Origin of the sequence: Brucella sp. (assembly GCF_032066345.1) — a bacterium.
GTDB classification, from domain to species: domain Bacteria; phylum Pseudomonadota; class Alphaproteobacteria; order Rhizobiales; family Rhizobiaceae; genus Brucella; species Brucella pseudogrignonensis.
In genome coordinates this window covers 25,813-44,747 of record NZ_DAMBKZ010000006.1, presented here as the reverse complement: position 1 = coordinate 44,747, position 18,935 = coordinate 25,813, and the positions used below count along the sequence as shown (strand labels likewise).

The following is an 18,935-nucleotide window of genomic DNA, read 5'->3' as shown; positions in this document are numbered from 1 at the left end:
ATTGAGGCGGCATCGGCCCTTCGGTCCGATTGGTTTGAGGGCGCAATATACGTCGCTGGCGCGACGTGCTTGAGGGAAGGTCTCGGGGTCGCATGGCGATAATGTTTGTACGGGCACAGGTGATCGGTCGGGGAGCGGGACGAAGCGTCGTCTCGGCCGCCGCCTATCGTCACCGTACGAGGATGGAGGAAGAGCAGACCGGCCTCAGCTTTCGCTACGAGGGTGGCAAGCCAGAACTCGTGCATGAGGAACTGGCGCTGCCCGATGATACGCCGGCCTGGCTGCGCACAATGATCAATGGTGAAACGGTCGCACGCGCCAGCGAGGTGCTCTGGAATGCCGTCGACACGTCCGAAAAGAGGGCGGACGCGCAGCTTGCGCGGGAATTGATCTTCGCATTGCCTGAGGAACTATCGAAGACCGAGAACATCGCTCTGGTGCGTGAGTTCGTGCGAGAGAACCTCACCTCCAAGGGTATGGTCGCGGACTGGGTCTATCACGACAGGCAAGGCAATCCGCATGTCCATCTGATGACCACATTGCGGCCTCTGACCGACGACGGCTTCGGTGCCAAGAAGGTGCCGGTTCTCGGCGACGACGGCGAGCCGTTGCGGGTGGTCACGCCGGACCGGCCGAAGGGCAAGATCGTCTATCGGGTCTGGGCGGGCGACAAGGAAACAATGAAGGCGTGGAAGATCGCCTGGGCCGAAACCGCCAACAAGCACCTCGCGCTAGCGGGTCATGATATCCGCCTCGACGGACGCTCTTATGCCCAGCAAGGTCTGGACGGCATCGCTCAGCAACATCTGGGGCCGGCGAAAGCTGCGTTGGCGCGCAAAGGCCAGGAGATGTATTTCGCGCCGGCGGCGTTGGCGCGTCGGCAGGAAATGGCCGATCGCCTTGCCGACGAGCCCGGCCTTTTGCTCAAGCAGATCAGCAACGAACGCTCGACATTCGACGAGCGGGAAATCGCCAAAGCGCTGCATCGCTATGTCGACGATCCGACGATCTTTGCCAATGTCCGCGCGCAACTGATGGCGTCGCCGGATCTGGTGACGCTGAAGCCCCAGCGGATCGATCCCGACACGGCAAAGGCCAGCGAGACTGCCGTCTTCACGACGCGAAGCATGCTCCGCACGGAATACGACATGGCGCAATCGGCGACGGCGCTGTTCCGGCGATCCGGTTACAAGGTGTCATCCGCAAAGTTCGATGACGCGATCCGCTTGGTGGAAAGTCGCGATCCTGCAAAGACATTCAAGCTCGACGTGGAACAGGTCGACGCTGTTCGCCATGTCACTGGCGATACCGGCATTGCGGCGGTCGTCGGCCTCGCCGGTGCTGGTAAATCGGCTCTTCTCGATGCGGCGCGAATTGCTTGGGAGGCGAATGGCCGTCGTGTTATTGGTGCAGCGTTGGCGGGCAAGGCCGCAGAGGGCCTTGAAGGCAGTTCCGGTATCCGATCGCGCACAATCGCCTCATGGGAACGCGCCTGGGCGGACGGAAAGGATCAGCTGCAAAAAGGTGATGTGCTCGTTGTCGATGAGGCGGGGATGGTTTCGTCAGAGCAGTTGGCGCGTGTCCTCAAAGCAGTCGAAAGCGCTGAGGCGAAAGTCGTTCTGGTCGGTGATCCGATGCAGCTCCAGCCGATCCAGGCCGGTGCTGCCTTCCGGGCGATTGTCGAGCGCGTCGGCTTTGCTGAACTGATCGGCATTCGTCGTCAGAAGGAACAATGGGATCGTAACGCCTCGCGTCTCTTCGCGCGCGGAAAGTTAGTAGAGGCGCTCGACGCTTATGCACAACATGACCGGGTCGTCGAAGTCGAAACGCGCGATGCCGCAATCGAACAGATCGTCACGGATTGGGGACAAGCGCGGGAGGACTATCGGGCCAAAGCCGAAAGTGAGAACCGCACACTGAGCGGTTCCGAGCTTCTCGTTCTGGCGCAGACCAATGACGACGTCAGGAAGCTCAACGAGGCGATCCGGACCGTCATGGCGGGGCAGGGTGCGTTGAACGATGAGCGTACCTTCCAGACGGAACGCGGCGTCCGGGAATTTGCCGTCGGCGACCGATTGATCTTCCTCGAGAATGCCCGCTTCTTCGAACGGCGCGCCGAGCATCTCGCTATTCAGCATGTGAAGAATGGCATGCTGGGAACCATGGTCCGCACGACGAGCGATCGCGGCGATACGCTGCTGACCGTCAGGCTCGACGCAGGTCGCGAGGTCACATTCGGGCAGGAGACTTATTGCAATGTCGATCACGGCTACGCCGCGACGGTTCACAAGTCACAGGGCGCGACCGTCGATCGCACGTTCGTCCTCGCGACAGGGCTTATGGATCAGCATCTCGCTTATGTCGCCATGTCGCGCCATCGGGATCGCGCGGACCTCTATATGGGGCAAGAGGATTTCGCGCCTCGCCAGCAATGGGGTGGCAGGTCAAGGGTTGATCATGCGGCAGGCGTTACGGGCGAACTGGTTGAGCTCGGGGAAGCGCACTATCGGGGCGACACCGGTTCCGCCGCTAGCCCCTTTGCCGATGTGCGCACCGACGACGATGCGATTCATCGTGTCTGGGGCGTCAGCCTGCCAAAGGCCATCAAGGACGGCGGTATCGGGCTCGGCGACACGGTGACCTTGCGCAAGGACGGCGTGGAGAACGTCGAGGTTCACGTGCCCATCATCGATCCCGAAACTGGCAGGAAGACTTTCGAGGTACGTGAGGTCGAACGCAACGTCTGGACCGCGAAACAAATCGAGACGGCGGCGGCGCGGCAGGATCGTATCGAGCAGGAAAGCCATCGTCCTCAATTGTTCAAGCAACTGGTCGAACGCCTGTCGCGGTCGGGCGCCAAGACCACGACGCTCGATTACGAAAGCGAGGCAGGCTACCAGGCACAGATTGTCGACTTTGCCCGACGCCGGGGCATGGACCATGCCGCCGATATCGCAGCCGGGATGGAAGAAGGGGTCGGGCGGCGGCTGTCTTGGATCGGCGCGCAGCGTGATCGGCTGGCGGAACTCTGGCAGCGCGCCAGCGTCGCTCTCGGTTTCGCGATCGAGCGGGAGCGCAGCGTCTCGTATGTTGACGACGCGGTCACGCGAGCCAACGTATTCGTGCAGGCCGCCGGCGCGCCAGGCCTGTCACGCTATATGCTTCCCCCACAGGAGCATTTTGCACATTCGCTGGAAAACGATGCGCGCACCGAGCATCGGGCGTCAGCCCGATGGAAAGAACGAGAGGCGATCCTTTTTCCAGTTCTCGAGCGCATTTACCGCGACCCGACGGCGGCGCTTGTGGAGCTGAATGAACGAGCCTCTGCATTTGAAGTTGATCCTCGACGCCTCGGCGAAGATCTCGTGCGTGACCCGTCAGTGCTTGGCGTCATGCGTGGCGGTGCCAGCCTCGTCGAGGAGCAGGCTGCGCGCAAGGAGCGAGCAGTCGCAGTCGCGGCAGTCGCCGAGCTTGGGCCCCTGGTGCGCAGTCATGGCGAGAGCTTCAGCCGCGACCAGAGTCATTTTGAGAACCGCGAATATGCGCGTCGGTCTGCCATGTCAGTGTCGGTGTCAGCACTGTCGCCACACGCTGTGGAACGGCTCAAGGAGATTGAGGCAGTTCGCGAAAAGGGCGGGGAGAGTGCGTACAAGACCGCTTTTGCCTATGCCGCCGAAGAGCGGTCCCTTGTCCAGGAAATGAAGGCTGTAGGTGAGGCGTTGACGGCCCGCTTCGGCTGGAGCGCCTTCACCGACAAGGCCGACCAGTACGCGCAAAAGCATATAGTCGATCGTATGCCGGAGGGTATGCCGCGGGACGACCAGGACAAACTGGTGACACTGTTTGCGGCAGTGCGACGTTTCAACGAGCTGCAGTATCTTGCCGAGAAGCGCGATCCGTCCCGTGTCGTGGCGCCTGCGGCCTATGACCCGGCCCGGGCACCGGAGATGTCAGCGCCGCCCACATTGCCGATGCTCGAGGCCGTGACGGAGTTCAAAACCTCGGTGGATGACGACGCACGGCGGCGGACGGCAGAGGCTGCTCTTTACAGACAGAAGCGGGCAGCGCTCGGCGATGTGGCGCAGCGGATCTGGCGGGATCCGTCGACCACGCTGGCAACCATCGAGGACCTGGTCACCAAAGGTATCGACCCCGACCGTATTGCCCGGGCCGTCGCCAACGAACCGTCCGCTTATGGCGCGCTGCGCGGTTCCGACCGGATTATGGACCGGCTTCTGGCGTCTGGAAAGGAACGCAAGGAGGCGGAGCATGGGCTGGACGCAGCCGTCGCGCGTATTCGCTCTTTGGGGCAGGCCTGGCGCAGCGTCTTCGTTGCTGAGAAGGCGGCGGTCGAGGCGGACAGGAACCGTATGAACGTGCCGGTTCCCGGACTGTCACGACGTGCGGAAGCCGAACTCATTCGCCTCTTGGCCGCGGCCGGAAAATCTCCAAAGGACATCACGCCGCTCGTGCGCTCGGTCGACGCCGCGGTGAGGGCGGAATTCGCGGCAGTCAGCAAGGCGCTCGACGCCCGTTTCGGGCCGGGCGCCATCGCACGCGGCGATCAGGCTGTCATCAATCGCGTCCCAACAGCACAGCGCAAGGTCTTCGAAGCCATGCAACCGAAGCTGAAAGTGGTGCAACTGGCGGTCCGCGCCGATCGTACGCAGGAGATTATGGCTGAGCGTCAGAGGCAGCCACTTCCCCGCATCAAAAGTATCAACAGATAACCAACAGCAGAGGATCAGATAGGGTGAGCAGTAGTCCTTATTCCAGGCGAATACTCGGAAAGAGATCGTCATCGAAGCTGTTCGCAAATCACTCTGAACGAACGCTGCGGGCAATCAGAGCTAAATCAGCTAAAGCCCCTCTCGGTGATATGGCGCGACTGACGGGGCGTTTACACTTGACAGTTTGTCGCGGAAGTCACGCGCGACCACTTCAGTAATGCGAAGCTTCCCGAATATGACGTCGACAGTAGCTAACACATCAGCAGATAATGCCCTCGCTTAACTTCCTTCCTGCTCCAATTTGCACCTAACCGCATTTCAAGTTCAATGGACGACTTTGCAGCTCAACAGTGAGATCCCGAAGCAGATTGGAATTAGACGACAAAATTTCTATGCGTAGGCTATCCAAGCCTCTTTTTGAAGTAAGCTGCTCTATCGACGTTGCAAGGCAAAAGCGTGCGTCGACATTGAGTGCCTCTACATCGCAAATGCCTGCATTCCACACAGGACTACTAAGCCAAGTAGAATTTGAAAAGAATACCAGATTGGCTTGGATCAGCGTGCGATAAGCCTGGAGCAGCTTAGTTGGCGCGGGATCTCCTAAGGATTTCAGCCAATATCTAAGCCGTGAAAGGCGAGCGCGGCTGGGAACATGAGCGGAGGAAACTAGCACACCAGCGATTTCTGAGTCTACGCAACAAGCTGACAATGGCGGATCTAACCGATACCGGTACATCGTTACTAATTCTCCGCGGACGACGCAGGGCTTTTGAGCCAAAACATGTGATGTCAAAATGCGGCTCCCCGTTCCAGGCTTTCAAGGATACATAATTTGTTCCGACGATCCGACACATCTTTACCGTGACTGCTGCGTCTGCGGGTTTACATTTTCTCAGAGCCATTCCACCGACTCGACTGAACGGAATACAACCTTTGGCAGGCCGCCTTCAACGAGTGTACGAATGCCATTGAAGGTTAAAAAATCGACGGCGAAAATAAGGAGGCTTAACCCCTCGATTGTCGATTGGATAATTACGCACCCGTCTTCGAATTCTATAAACGTCTCGGACCCTTCGAAACTGGCAGATTGGCAAAATTTTGCTATTTTCGTGTAGAGTCTCTCTGACAAATACGATGCGCGCCCGACCGGGATGAATGCTTCTCCGACATGCGGATACATGGCAATTACTCCATCAGCTGCTGCCAGCCAGACTTGGATATGAGCGGTGCCGGCGCCAAGTTAAACAAGGCGGGCATTCTCGGGCTGTTAAGTTTTGGGCTTCTGCACAGTGGCTTTGTGAGTTTGATTTTCTGACGCATCTTCAAGAGCACTCGCAACGAAACTTCGAATACGCCACAGCATACCGAAAAACGCCCAAAACCCTCCGCCCGGCCAAGTTCTTCAAACGAAGCGCCGGCGCGACTGTAAATTCGTCTCATATGAGGTTCGTAGTTGGAAATGAGCGTATCGATGCCATTGTCCAGTGCCACTTCGCAGAGAGCGAGCAGCAGAAGCGAAAAGGCATCACCAAGGCTCAGGTCCGGTAGATCGTGTCTGATTGCCTCGTCGTCGATGCACATGCGTGTGCCTTCCCAAATCCCGGGAGCTATCAGATTGTAGGCATCGGGGAATGTGTCGCGGAAAACGTCATAGAGAAGTGTTGGTCCCGTTGTCGGCATCAGCCGCACACAGCCGTAAAGCCGGGTGGAGTTGTTATTGCACCATAAAAGGTAGGCTGGGTTGAGATCGTCATAACGGTCGCGTTCCCAAGGCCCGGAAACAGAAACACTCCAACCGAGCTTGTCTGCGAATATTCGCTTTCTGAGCCGAAAAGACTGATCGAGCAATTCGCTGTACTTATGATACTCGAGTTCTTTAACAAGGAGATACATGCTTGCCCCATTGATTAACAAAGAGCAGCATGTAGTTGGATGTGTGCCTGTTAAATCTCCGGAGAAAAGCCCCCTAAATTTAAGGTATTGCTATCGCTGTAAGGACTGATCAGACGAAGCTGGATCGCACGCGACGTGGCAGAGGCGATTGTTGTTGCGCCGAGCTTGTTTCTCGCGGAAGTCAGGTAGGTTTGCGAGGTATGCTCGGAAAGTTCGAGTATTGCAGCAATATCCTTGCTATTTTTACCCAGTGCAGTCCAATAAAGACACTCTTTCTCTCGTTTGGTGAGCTGCGGTACAGGATCGTGTTCGCCATGCATCTCAAAGATAGCCTTCTTGTGGATATGTGATCCAATTCCCTGCCACTCCTTTCGACACTGGTTTACAATTTTGTTCCATTGATCTGGTGGTTTACTTGAATTCAAAGAGAACAGCGCGCGCCGCTTTTTATCTACGATGGGAATTGAATAGCCGTTAGCTCCGAGTCCGTGTTTTCGGGCTTCCATTAAAAATTCATGAGCCTCGATCGGGATATCAACTTCGCGCCAATCGTACGGTATTTGTCTTAAAACGCCCTCCCGAAGAACAGGATCAATTTTCGCGTGTCCATTCAAGAGATAATGGGAAACCCATGTGGGTGGATAAGTGGTACGAACATATGGTGCGTCGACGAGGTCCGCCACCGTCAGGGCAAGGTGGTAGGTCGCAAAGTCAACGCCATATGTGGTTTGCACTGCAACTAGTGCCTGATGAACATTAGAAGCCGTTCTTATACGCTGAACGACATTGTGATAGCGTAAAGATGATTCATATTGCTCCATTGAAGCCCTCCCAAGGAAAACACCGGCGATCAGATCGGCCGAAAGGAATTAGTGAAGCATAAAATCAGAATTAAATTTCTTAATAATGTATAAATAAGAAATCAAATTATAGTGTTGAATCGCAAGGAAGTATAATTATTAAAGTGAATGAAATTATATTATAAATCGGACGAAGCTGCGGTTAATACGGGATTCCCACCTCCTTTTTTCTAGGGATTTCCGAAGAAATTCGGAACTTCTGTTGCCTATTCCCTCTTCTGGAACTGACGGCAAATAACATCCGTTTCTTGCTCATATCTCCGCTCGGTTGATGAGCGTTGTGTCAATCCCCCTGAAATCGGGGAAGTCTTTCACGGGATTTATCTCTCTCACATTTGTTGGCATTCTCGCTGAACAGCCAACAGACGCAAGTTTAATCCTTGCGTTGTTACAGACATCGACAGACGGGCGGAGGTCAATGTTGCCCACCCCTCTTGGTCTGCTCTCGTTGATTGCCCGTGGTTTGGTCCTGGTTCGAGCCGCAACCAGCTCTGTAAAAGTCGACTACACGTTCGTTCACTTTGTCATGATAGCCGTTACGGCTGTGGTTCAGGCATCCGCCGAAGGGTTGAGGAGGAAAACACTATGACAAAAGCTCCATCAAAGTTCCTGAACGAATGCGAGAGGGCGCCCCGGCTCAACGAAATGTTCGCATTCTTTTCTGCAACAGCGGGCGGCAGATCCGGAGCGCCTCAAAAGATCCCTGTAGTGGATCACCGGTTGTTACAATTTGATAGTCAATTGTCACGGTTCGCCAAAGTACATCAGACATTATGGGGTAATTTCGATCCCCATTATTTCAGTAGTATTCCTTACCGCCTCGAAGAGGAAATCAGGCTTGGCGACGCATTGCTGGAATACGGAATAAGCAAGGCGCAAACCGCTGGTCAAGTGGGATATTATGTCCTTGGAGCCGCTGAGGGTACTTTTGCGCGTACGTTGTCCAGTTTGGCGGCTGGCTCAATCTTGACGTTGTCATGTAGTCCCAACGAAGAGAACAAGGCCAGTTTCTATCGGGCTGGGCGACCGCAATATTCGACTTTCTTCCTGGGTCCTTTCCACCGGTTAACATCTTCTTTTCTTGCGACAGATGTCATTTTAAAACCTCTGGCGGGAAAGTTTGACGTGATACTGGAAGACACGACTTTTCAAATGTATTCGGCAAATCGTTCCGCGCAGATCGGGTTTGTAAAACAATATTTGAGAAAGGATGGAATCTTTATTTTCGTAGAGAAGCACAAACGAGACAATCAAGAAGAATATCTTCAACGTGAGCTGCAGAAAGACTATGGTTACAAGTCGAGATATTTTTCTACATTAGAAATGGAGAAGAAGAGAGAAACAATACTCAAAAGAATGAATGAAAATGAGGTCACTCTCGAGGCTATGGCTCTTACAATTGGAGAGCATTTTAATCAGGCCTGCATCACTTGGAACAGCGGAAATTTCTACACAATTGCGGCGAGCAACAATGCCGACAATCTAAAGGAGCTCGCAGCAAGAATGTGCGAGCCCTGTATACCGCACGAATACGTCTATGAAGACTTACCAGGTTCGTTAACTGGTTTTTCCACCATACTGCCGACATTTCGTCGGCCCACTAAGCAATCGTGATGGGAAGTCTGGAAAGCGGATTTGGCTGCAAAAGCAATCGCGCGATGATGGTTCATTTTCTAGCTGGGATGCTTGTTTCCAATATTGGACGCAACGCATATTTTGTCTGCATCATATGGTGTGCTCTCAGCTGGGGAAACAATGCGCGGCTTGTGCCATTTCTGCTGTTTGTGAGTACCCTTTCGCAGTTTTTGGTTAGCGGATTATCCGGCTTTTTAGCCGACATAGCGGACCGGAGGTATCTAGCGATAGGTATGGATGCGGTTCGGGTTATCATTGTTGCACTAACTGGTTACGCCATCGTAGCGGAAATGGAAGTGACTGTGCTATTTTTGTCAATTGCACTTTATTCCGTTGCCGATCGTGGGTATCTGACTGCCATGCAGTCCATAATCCCACGTTTGCCCTGGAGTGCAGTCACCACAAATTCGGCATCATATCTGATGATGCAATCAGGTACTTTCCTTGGAGCAGGACTGGCCGGTATTCTACTTCATTTCCTGTCTTATGGTGCGGTATTATCGCTGATTAGTTGCACGTTTATCCTCTCCGGTACACTGTTGGCGACTAAACCGAGTTTGTCCTTTTATAAGGGTCCGATCGAGTCAGGCGGCAATGGCCGACTAAAGTACACTTTCTCCATAACTCATCTAAATAAATACAAACTGGTTTCACCCACCCTGGTCTATAGTTTTTCCTTTGGTGTTGGAATATTGGTCAACACTCTCCTCGCAGTTTATGTCCTTGAGGAGATGAATGGTAATGCCATTCTATTTGGCAAGTTTGAATCTGCGTGGGCCTTCGGTGGGATACTTGTATCTCTTGTACTGGCATTTGGTGTGGGGACGACGTTTTCGCAGTCAAGGCAGCCGGGATTACTATTCTATTCAGGTTCAGCCTTGGTGCTGCTCTGGATATTCCCCATTCCCATCCCCGTGGCAATCGTTCTCGTCCTGCTTGGCGCTATTTACAATCTGAGCAGGATAAGTTTGGACGTACAGGTCCAGCAGTCTGTAAGCACTGCAACTATCGGACGCGTGAAAGGTGCTATCAATTCCATAGCAACCGGGACTGCGTTGCTGATTTATGTTCTGATCTGGATTGTTGGCAACGCAGTCCCACCTTCCCACATCCTTGCAGGATATGGTTTTTGCGCGATCATTGCAGCGACGACATTGACCATCAAAAGCTGTTCGGTATGCCAGAGGAGCGACAGGAATTGATACTTCCATCTGACATTCGTACGAGACTCAATACCGTAGTTCCTCTCGTTGAGGATTATTGGCAACGTCCTGTCGGAGCGTATTCGGCTGCATTACATGATGGGTTTCGAACGGCGGAGCTAGATGTCAGGCAAGATGCATTTGGCCGGCTTTGCACCTTTATTCGCAAGCGAGCGTCGAAGTTAGGGCATAGCGAGACAGAAACACATATGTTGGCAAGTCAACTTCGACGCCGGCCGGTGCTCCAAACAGGGCCGCATTGTCATCTCATTATCGAGCCGGATGCCTTTTTCACGCACCTGTTTACCACGTTAGGTTTAAGAGCTCACTCCGAGTGCTGGTATATTAATTATACGGCCTCAACGGTTAAGTTCATCGAGAAGGCTAAGAAAGGTCCTGGCTGGCTTTGGCTCGATAGCCAGAACATAAATGTGTTTGGCTTGTCTCGTAGCAAGATGGAACCTAACAGTGTCTGTGGCTCCCAAGGTCGTTTCCGCTTTATGTTGAGCCCCACAAATGACCAGGCCGCCCACTCCTCAGTTGACCAGCTAAAATCCATTCTCCCTGAAGACGAGTTCCGTTCTGCAGCGGAAGCAATTAAGGCAGCAAACCAGCGACTATGGCCATATTGCTTCGGTCGCGAGATCAAATATCTGCAATTGGACGATGCGGATGTCGCCCTGCTTTTGCTTGACCATCTTCTGGATCCAAACTCTTGGCTCTCACGTCATTTCTTTGGTGCCTCCAGTATGGTCGGAGCGTTTCTGCAAGAGGTGCGTAAGCTCGATAATGGTCCGTGGGCGGGTTGGTTCAGGTTCGGCACGGATTTCTTCTGGTGGATATGCGGTGGGCAGATAAAGCGGTTAAAGCTCGATAATGACAGGTTACGCGATGAATCCGGAATATTCGAGTTACACCTCGATTCCCACTCTTTGGCACAAGCTCTGGAAGCCGGCGAGATCGTGCCAAGTCTCTTTCTTGTCTTTCTGGTGATTGCCATACTCCCCGGTGTGAGGGCACTGGGGGGTAGCCGGCAGGTGGTCTATTATCCTTTGATGCGTTTCGCGTTATTGTCTGCGCTCGATCGCTCTGCGGCTCCCATCAATAAGGCCCTGGCAAGAAGCGTTCGATCGGACCGGATGCCGAGTGTTTGGGGGCATCGGACAATTACGCCTACCTGTACGTCCCCGTGGGAACACTACGTAGCAACGTGTGATGACCCGCGGGCCAGGTATTCGATACTGAATGCATTCGACAACCATAATCTGATTTCAACGAGTGCGGACCTGCCTTCATTTATAGAGGACGAGCTTTGGGCCCGATTGTGCGTTCGGACCAAATCCGAAAGTTGGCCACGCTTGCCCTTCTGATTGCAAGGCTGCGCATCGTCATATCGCGTCGAATGGACTCGATTATCCACGTCAAATCCGGAGGCCGATCGATGACTAAACACATGACAACGATCCGCCGCCTCGAACCAGTTGACTGGCAGGCGTTCCGGAGTGTGCGGCTGGAAGCACTTCTTTGTGAGCCTGCTTCATTTACGAGTGCATACAGTGATTGGTCGGCATTGCCGGACAACGACTGGCGGCAGCGATTGAACAGTCCGGTGTTTGCCATTTTTCAAGACATTACACCGGTAGGCCTTCTCGGCCTGGTTCGGGAAAAATTGCCTCGGGCTTCTCACCGTGCGTCGATCACGATGGTGTATCTTCGCAAGGATTTCCGTAGGAGTGGACTAGCGAAGTCTCTTCTGGACATGGTTGCAAAATTTGCTTGGGATATTGGCGTGACACAGCTGGAACTGACTGTAAGTGTCGAGAACCCTGTGGCAATTAGCTTCTATCGGCGGGAAGGCTTTGGCGAAACTGGCCGCATTCCGGCTGGCTTCATACATGAGGGAAGAGAAATTGATGACGTTTTGATGGTGCGTCGTTTGGCAATCCAGCCACTGGGAACGAAGTCGCGCCGGGCCTGAACATACTGAAACTATGCGGTACGTTTCGCGCATCCCCTTATCCTCTGCTTAGCGACCTCTGAACAGGTCGGATGTTTGGTTGTGACAATGGTCCTGAGTAACCACAGGTCCTATCGCAATCGGCGGTTTGTCGAGTTTACTCCGTAGATGAATGCACCGCGCCGCGCATGAGTGCGAATATGAAAATTCGTGAAATTTTTGCGCGCAACCTCAGAGTGATGCGACACGCAAAGGGATTGTCGCAGGAGAAGCTTGCGCATCAGGCTGGTATTGATCGGACCTATGTAAGCTCTCTTGAGAGATGCATTTATAGTCCGACCATCGATATGCTCGCCACACTTGCCGATATTCTGGAAGTTTCCCCCGCTGATTTGCTTCAGGAGGAACCGAACAACAGCAATTCGCATTCGCGGCGCGCAAGCCCTTAGAAGGGGCTGAAGCGTCTGTTTGGCTAACATTCCATTCCAGTGCATGGGATCACCTTAAGCTGGGTGCAGTATAGCACAGCATCGCCGCCACTTCGTACGATTTCACAAAGGCTGGAACCGGCAGGAACTCAAAACGTGAATGGAAGTTATAAGCGCCTGTGAACATATTGGGCGTTGGAATACCGCGCTCCGATATAACTGCACCATCGGTTCCGCCACGCATTGAAATGAGTTTTGGTTTCACATTCGTGCTATCGAGAGACGTTAGAAGCAATTTCATAGCTCGAGGATCCTGTAAGAAAAACGGACCCACATTTCGATATTCGTCGTTCATGCGGAAATCGATTTCGCCAGAGGGGAATCTTGGTTTCATAGCGTCTAGAATGGTCGCGATCTTCTGCTTGCGAGCCTCAAATGAAACGGTGTCGAAGTCGCGTATCAAAACCTGCAGTGTTGCTTTGCTGTCGTTTGCAACAAGATTCGACATCCAGTAAAATCCTTCCGTTCCCTCCGTATGCTCGGGTGTGTCCAGTCGATCGAACTGCGCAATAAAATCCTGCGCCATGAGCACAGGGTTCAAAAGTTTGCCCTTTGCGGACATCGGGTGTGCGCTGATCCCGTGAAAAGTTATTTCGCAAGAAGCGGCATTGAAGTTCTCGGTGACGACCTCACCAAGTTCGCAACAATCAATAGTATAGGCGAAGTCACAGGAAAACCTTCGCAGGTCCAGCGCTTTGGCTCCTCTCAAGCCGATTTCCTCATCGGGCACAAAGGCGACTGCAACATCGCCATAGCGTCCTGACTCATCCAGACGTGCCAGAAGTGTCATAATAACGGCTATAGCAGCCTTGTTGTCGGCTCCGAGTACACTCGTTCCATCGCTTGTGATGACATCGTGTCCAACCCATCGATTGATTTCCGGATTCTCGTCAACGCGGAGCCATATATCTTTTTCCTTGTTAAGGCAGAGATCAGAACCCGCGAAGCGATGGATCTGAGGACGAATGCTCGCCTCCAGGCCCACATCAGCGGTATCGAGATGAGCGATAAAACCGATGCGTGGCGCATCAGGCACAGTGCCACGCCGTATACCGGTGACGATGGCCTGTTCATCGACGATGACATCGTGAACCCCCATGAGGATCAATTCCCGGGCCAGTAGGCGCGCCAGTTCCAATTGGCCAGGAGAGGACGGCAAATGTAATGACGTAGCGTCGCTTTGACTGGCGATCGCGATGTATCGGAAAAAACGCTCCGTCAATTCAGTGTTGATATCCATACTATGCGGTTTCCATCCTTATGAGACTGCCTAATCTTACCAAAGTGCGGATCGTTCACACGTGAACACGCGCGCAGTCCCTGGAAATCTCAACGCTGGTCCCAAAGACGGCAGAGCGCTCCGCGAACTGGCGCAGGATTCGATCAGCGTTTTGCTTTCTCGCCAGTTCAGGCACCAGTCGTTGCTCGAATGTAGCACCTCTCAACGATTGCTCACCACCGATAATCAGCGGATGAAGTATCGCCCCGGTGAGGTCATTATTATCGTCAAACGAACATGCACCTATGACACTCTCCCAGACCTCCGGAGCGCGCCATGTGCCTTCTTCTGACGGTACGTGAAAAATGAAGTTACCAAGGCTATAGAAGATCGGCCTTTTCCGATAGATTTCCATTCCCTGCAACACAGGCGCTCCATGGCTTACAAAGGCCGCTGCGCCTGCATCGACACATTTTTTTGCGATGCTTCTGACCCAATCTGGCACCTCAAGCCAATCCGTCGCCCAGTGGTGATGATGCAAATAGGCAATCACCAGGCACCCTTCACCCGTGGCATCGGAAATAGCTTGGAGGTTCACGGCGAGATCGCCATCGTTGATCTTTACACTTCGCCTGAAATCTCCCGAGCGTCGGAAAACAGTTCGCCCGATACAGACTTCCTCCAGTTCGTTAACCGGCTGGGGGTCGTTGGGTTGACTGTCATTAGTCAGCGCTAGTTGGGTATAGCCGACCTTTTCACGCACTGATCGGAGTTCGTTGAACGTCGTTTCGTCAACATCGATTAGCTGGGAAATGCCCAAGCGGTTGATTCCAGGACGCTCCGGGCGTTCCTCTCTGGCGTCATCGGCATACATAAAATCGGGGCCGGGGCCGCCATCCATGGCGACGATGGCAATCTTGCGTTGCCCTATCCAACCCAGACCGGGTCTCGCAGCCTCTTGATAGTTTCGACCGATCCCAGCATGCAGGAAGTCTCGTTGCTCGACTTCTTCCAAAGTTGAAAGTATGCCCGAGGGGCCCAGATCGAACGCATGATTGTTGGAAAGTGAGAGAGCTTGAAATCCGATATCATGCAGTGCGTCCAGAACGGCGGGCTGGCTGCAATCGAAAAACGACCCCTTCAAAGGCCAGCCACCGTAGCGTCCGGCAATCGTGCCTTCGAAATTGGTGAAAGCCAGATCAGCTTTCTTCATTATTTCACAGACTTCCTGAAACGCTGGATTGGAAGTACCGCGAGTGTCGTGCTTGATGAGGGATTGGCCGGTTACTGCGATGGTGAAGCTGTTGCTCATGATAGTTCCCTTTTGGCATGCGCGTGACTGGCCATAAGAACGTGGACATTGCGTCATCCCGTTCACAGCCGATCACGTTTGGCTGATGGTGTGTGCTTTTATTGGATAAACCGGCGGGATCGCGCCCCGACCAAACTGCGTGTGTAAGCGTTTTGCGATTGCGCAAATACGGTTGCTGAGGGACCGCAATCTTCCACGCGACCGTTCCTCAAGATGTATATGTGGCTGCATAGATCCTGAACGACGGCAAGATCATGCGAAATGAAGATCATCGATATATTATCTTCCAGAATCCGTTCTTTCAGAAGCTCGACGATCTCTGCTTGAACCGATACGTCAAGTGCTGAGGTTGGTTCGTCGGCGACGATAATCTCTGGTCGTGCGAGCAGTGCGCGTGCAATGCAGATACGCTGCTTTTGTCCACCAGAAAGCTGGTGTGGGTAACGAGACAGAAAATTTCTGTCCAAGCCGATCCTGTCCATCATCTTTCCGATCTCGGAACCGGTCGTCCGCCGGTCAGCGAGGCGGTTTGTCGACCGAGCGGCCTCCTCAAGTGTATCGCCGATAGCCATGCGTGGGTTCAGCGAAACCGACGGATCCTGAAAGATCATCTGAACTCGTCCAAGGATTCGGCTCGTTCGCCCATTCTTGGAGACGTCGAATTTTGCTCCGTCGATTGCAATCTCGCCGTCACTCGCCGTCTCGAGCCCGGCAATAATCCGACCCATGGTTGTCTTTCCACTACCACTTTCGCCAACAATGCCTGTAACGCTGCCGCGCTGAAGTCGAATTGAAACTTGGTCCAGTGCTTTTTGTGATGCAGTTCGTGAAAAAGGCCATGGGAGACCCGCTAAGCGGAAGCTTTTAGAGATATTGCTCGCCACAAGAATATCAGCAACCGGATTTGTTCCGGCTTCTCGTCGATCAGATATATTTGTCGACCATGACATATCGGACCCCGAATGGCCGCCGGATAAACGCAAACGGGGAACAGCCGCGAGCAATCTCCGTGTATACTCATTCTGCGGTGCGTCGAGAATGGCGCGGGTAGAGTTTTGTTCGACAACCTTCCCGTGACGCATAACCAGAACCTTGTCGGCGATCTCGGCTATGACGCCCATATCGTGGGTAACCAGCATGATGGACACACCAGTTTCATCGACGAGTTTGCGCAGGAGCAACAGAATCTGCTTTTGCACGGTTGCATCAAGCGCAGAGGTTGGCTCATCAGCGATAATGATTTCCGGCGATCCTGCTAGCGCGATGGCGATTACGATGCGTTGCCGTTGCCCGCCAGAGAACTGGTGCGGATAGTCGTCATATCGCCGCTCCGCTTGTGGGATGCCAACCCGTTCGAGGATATCAATGCCGCGTTCGCGGATCTCACGACGAGAGAGTCCACTGTGATACAGACGAATTGTTTCATCTAGTTGAGCGCCTATGCTCATCAGCGGATCCAGAGATGCGGTGTGGTCTTGAAAAATAGCCGAGATTCGTCCACCCCTCGCTCGCTCTGGGTTCGTTTTGGTCCATTTCAACTCTTGTCCGGAAAACCTGATCGAACCGGAAGTTTGCTTGAACCGCGATCCCATCAATCCAATGACAGCATTACCTAAAGTCGACTTACCCGCGCCGGATTCGCCGATAATGCCGAGAATCTGGCCTTTGCTGAGAGACGTGCTGACATTGTGCAGGATTGGTACGGGGCCACTTGTCGTTAAATACTGTAAAGAGAGATTGCTGATCTCAAGAACGTTCGTGCTCATATCTTCGGTCATCGTGTGCTGCTCCTTGGATCAAATCTGCGACGAATATCCTCTCCCACGAAGTTCACGCTGGCGATCAGCCCAAACAGGGCAAGCCCCGGGAAAAAGCTGATCCAGTATTGGCCGGTCATCAGATACTGAAATCCATTCGCAACAGCAGAACCAAGAGATGGTTGATCGACAGGGACGCCAAGACCGAGAAAGGATAGGGTGGCTTCAAGCGCGATCGCGTGTCCGACCTCAATAGGTACAAGCGTGAGTGCGGGTGCTATGCTGTTTGGCAGCAGATGACGAATAATCACCCGGAAAGTCGGTAATCGCAGCAAATGCGCAGCGTCGATATACGATTTCCCACGTTCGCTCAGCGCAACAGCGCGTGCGACCCGGGCATAATTTGCCCATTGGACGATGATTAGTGCGAGGATGATGCGGTCGATGCCTGGTCCCAGTGCGACAATCGCGATCAGCGCGATCAGCATCGAAGGAAGGCTTAGAAACAAATCGACCGTCCGCATGATGATGGCATCAACTCTGTTTCCGAAATATGCCGCGGTAACCCCCGCAGTCAGTCCGATCAGACCGGCTATCGCAGTGCTGATGAGGGAAACGGCGAGGCTGATGCGCAGCCCATAAAAAATCATGCTTGTGATGTCACGCCCCAATCCGTCGGTACCAAGGAAATACACATAACCACCACTTCCGGTCGTTCCCGGTCGAGAGGAGGCTTCCCACGCGAAAATCTGAAGAGGATCATAGGGATTTTGCGGTGCTATGAGTGGTGCCGCAAGTGCGAGAAGGGCAAAGACAGCGAAGATGACCGTCGAAGATGTTATGGGAAGCAGGGAAGGGATCTTCCAAAATTTCCGAAGAGTTTCGGCATTCATGGCAACTACCTTTGTGAAGAATGGCGTATGCGCGGATCAATGAACGCGTGAAAGAGATCGACGAGCGCGTTGAGCACAACGAAGGTGACGGAGACGAACGTCAGCGTTGCCATCACGACAGGGCGATCTAAAAGCTGGATTGAATCGATGAGCAGCTTTCCAACGCCGGGCCAAGCAAAGATCGTTTCCACGACCACTGCAAAGGCTAGCATTGCGCCAAACTGCAAGCCGATCACCGTCACGATTGGTACACTGATATTCGGAAGAGTGTGACGAAACAGAATCCGACCAGATGAGAGGCCTTTTGCGCGGCAAAACCGGATGAAATCGTGACTTTCCACTTCCACGGTGCCTGCACGGGCCAATCGGGCAATTAATGCGATGTTTGGAATGGCCAGCGAAAGCGCGGGTAGAACCAGATGTTTCAAACCGTTCGCTGTCAGGAAACTCCATTCGACACCGAACATTCGTGTCGTATCGCCGCGACCGCCCGACGGAAACCATCCCATCATGACCGCACCGACCAGAATCAGAACCATGCTAAGCCAGAAAGCGGGAACGCTGATTGCAAATACACTGGATCTCAGAATAATCCGGTCAATCAGGGATCCCTGTCTGCGCCCGGCAATGAGGCCAAGCAGGATACCGCCAGGCGCCGCTATCAACATTGCTGCAGAAGCCAGTTCGAGTGTTGCTGGCAGCTTGGTCAAAACCAGTGAGAAGGCCGGGAGATGATAGATGTAGGAGGTGCCAAACGAACCAGTGAGAAGCGATTTTACAAATATCAGATACTGTTGCCAAAGTGGTTGGTCGAGACCCAGCGCAATCGTCGCGTTCCTTATATCCTCGACAGTCGCAGTCTCCATGTTGACGATGTTGAATACTGGGTTTCCAACACTATGAATGCCGATGAATCCGATCAGCGACATGACGAAAAGCAGAACAACGGCCTGTCCGAGACGGCGAGTGATGGCAGTGATCAGCCCCAT

The 18,935-nt window shown here is 53.6% G+C and carries 13 protein-coding genes; 6 read left to right on the top strand and 7 right to left on the bottom strand.

What is annotated here, in order from left to right; all coding sequences use genetic code 11:
- The first annotated feature begins 92 nt into the window (after positions 1-92).
- On the top strand, positions 93-4,730 hold the full coding sequence (traA, locus tag RT142_RS09540) for a Ti-type conjugative transfer relaxase TraA (RefSeq protein WP_313028445.1): 4,638 nt from the start codon (positions 93-95) through the stop codon (positions 4,728-4,730).
- 1,185 nt (positions 4,731-5,915) lie between these two features.
- On the opposite strand, the gene RT142_RS09535 is transcribed toward traA, so the two are convergent.
- Both RT142_RS09535 and RT142_RS09530 read right to left on the bottom strand, forming a co-directional pair.
- A complete protein-coding gene (locus tag RT142_RS09535; RefSeq protein ID WP_112808267.1) occupies positions 5,916-6,623 on the bottom strand; it encodes an acyl-homoserine-lactone synthase in 708 nt (235 codons plus the stop codon).
- A 50-nt stretch (positions 6,624-6,673) separates the two neighbouring features.
- The gene (locus tag RT142_RS09530; protein WP_007881627.1) at positions 6,674-7,444 is read right to left on the bottom strand and encodes a helix-turn-helix transcriptional regulator; all 771 of its coding nucleotides are present in this window, start codon (positions 7,442-7,444) and stop codon (positions 6,674-6,676) included.
- Between the two features lie 624 nt (positions 7,445-8,068).
- Between RT142_RS09530 and RT142_RS09525 the strand changes: the two genes are divergently transcribed.
- From RT142_RS09525 to RT142_RS09505, 5 genes are all read left to right on the top strand, one after another.
- A complete protein-coding gene (locus RT142_RS09525; RefSeq protein WP_171380365.1) occupies positions 8,069-9,097 on the top strand; it encodes a class I SAM-dependent methyltransferase in 1,029 nt (342 codons plus the stop codon).
- Positions 9,097-10,320, top strand: coding sequence for an MFS transporter (locus tag RT142_RS09520; protein ID WP_146112704.1), 1,224 nt, complete (start codon positions 9,097-9,099; stop codon positions 10,318-10,320). Before RT142_RS09525 ends, RT142_RS09520 begins: the two co-directional genes overlap by 1 nt.
- Positions 10,248-11,690 (top strand): hypothetical protein, encoded by a 1,443-nt coding sequence (locus RT142_RS09515; RefSeq protein WP_162699600.1) that lies wholly within the window; start codon positions 10,248-10,250, stop codon positions 11,688-11,690. Before RT142_RS09520 ends, RT142_RS09515 begins: the two co-directional genes overlap by 73 nt.
- A 71-nt stretch (positions 11,691-11,761) precedes the next feature.
- Positions 11,762-12,298, top strand: coding sequence for a GNAT family N-acetyltransferase (locus tag RT142_RS09510; protein WP_235972537.1), 537 nt, complete (start codon positions 11,762-11,764; stop codon positions 12,296-12,298).
- A gap of 179 nt (positions 12,299-12,477) precedes the next feature.
- Positions 12,478-12,726, top strand: a complete 249-nt coding sequence (locus RT142_RS09505) for a helix-turn-helix domain-containing protein (protein ID WP_007881610.1) — start codon at positions 12,478-12,480, stop codon at positions 12,724-12,726.
- Between the two features lie 49 nt (positions 12,727-12,775).
- On the opposite strand, the gene pepT is transcribed toward RT142_RS09505, so the two are convergent.
- The 5 genes from pepT to RT142_RS09480 all read right to left on the bottom strand — a co-directional run bounded on the left by pepT (position 12,776) and on the right by RT142_RS09480 (position 18,935).
- Positions 12,776-14,005 (bottom strand): peptidase T, encoded by a 1,230-nt coding sequence (pepT, locus tag RT142_RS09500; protein WP_039861237.1) that lies wholly within the window; start codon positions 14,003-14,005, stop codon positions 12,776-12,778.
- Positions 14,006-14,060: 55 nt separating this feature from the next.
- Positions 14,061-15,296, bottom strand: a complete 1,236-nt coding sequence (locus tag RT142_RS09495; RefSeq protein ID WP_171380367.1) for a CapA family protein — start codon at positions 15,294-15,296, stop codon at positions 14,061-14,063.
- Positions 15,297-15,394: 98 nt separating this feature from the next.
- Positions 15,395-17,074, bottom strand: a complete 1,680-nt coding sequence (locus tag RT142_RS09490) for a dipeptide ABC transporter ATP-binding protein (RefSeq protein WP_007881607.1) — start codon at positions 17,072-17,074, stop codon at positions 15,395-15,397.
- The gene (locus tag RT142_RS09485; RefSeq protein ID WP_007881606.1) at positions 17,071-17,946 is read right to left on the bottom strand and encodes an ABC transporter permease; all 876 of its coding nucleotides are present in this window, start codon (positions 17,944-17,946) and stop codon (positions 17,071-17,073) included. Before RT142_RS09485 ends, RT142_RS09490 begins: the two co-directional genes overlap by 4 nt.
- A 5-nt stretch (positions 17,947-17,951) precedes the next feature.
- Positions 17,952-18,935, bottom strand: coding sequence for an ABC transporter permease (locus RT142_RS09480; RefSeq protein ID WP_007881600.1), 984 nt, complete (start codon positions 18,933-18,935; stop codon positions 17,952-17,954).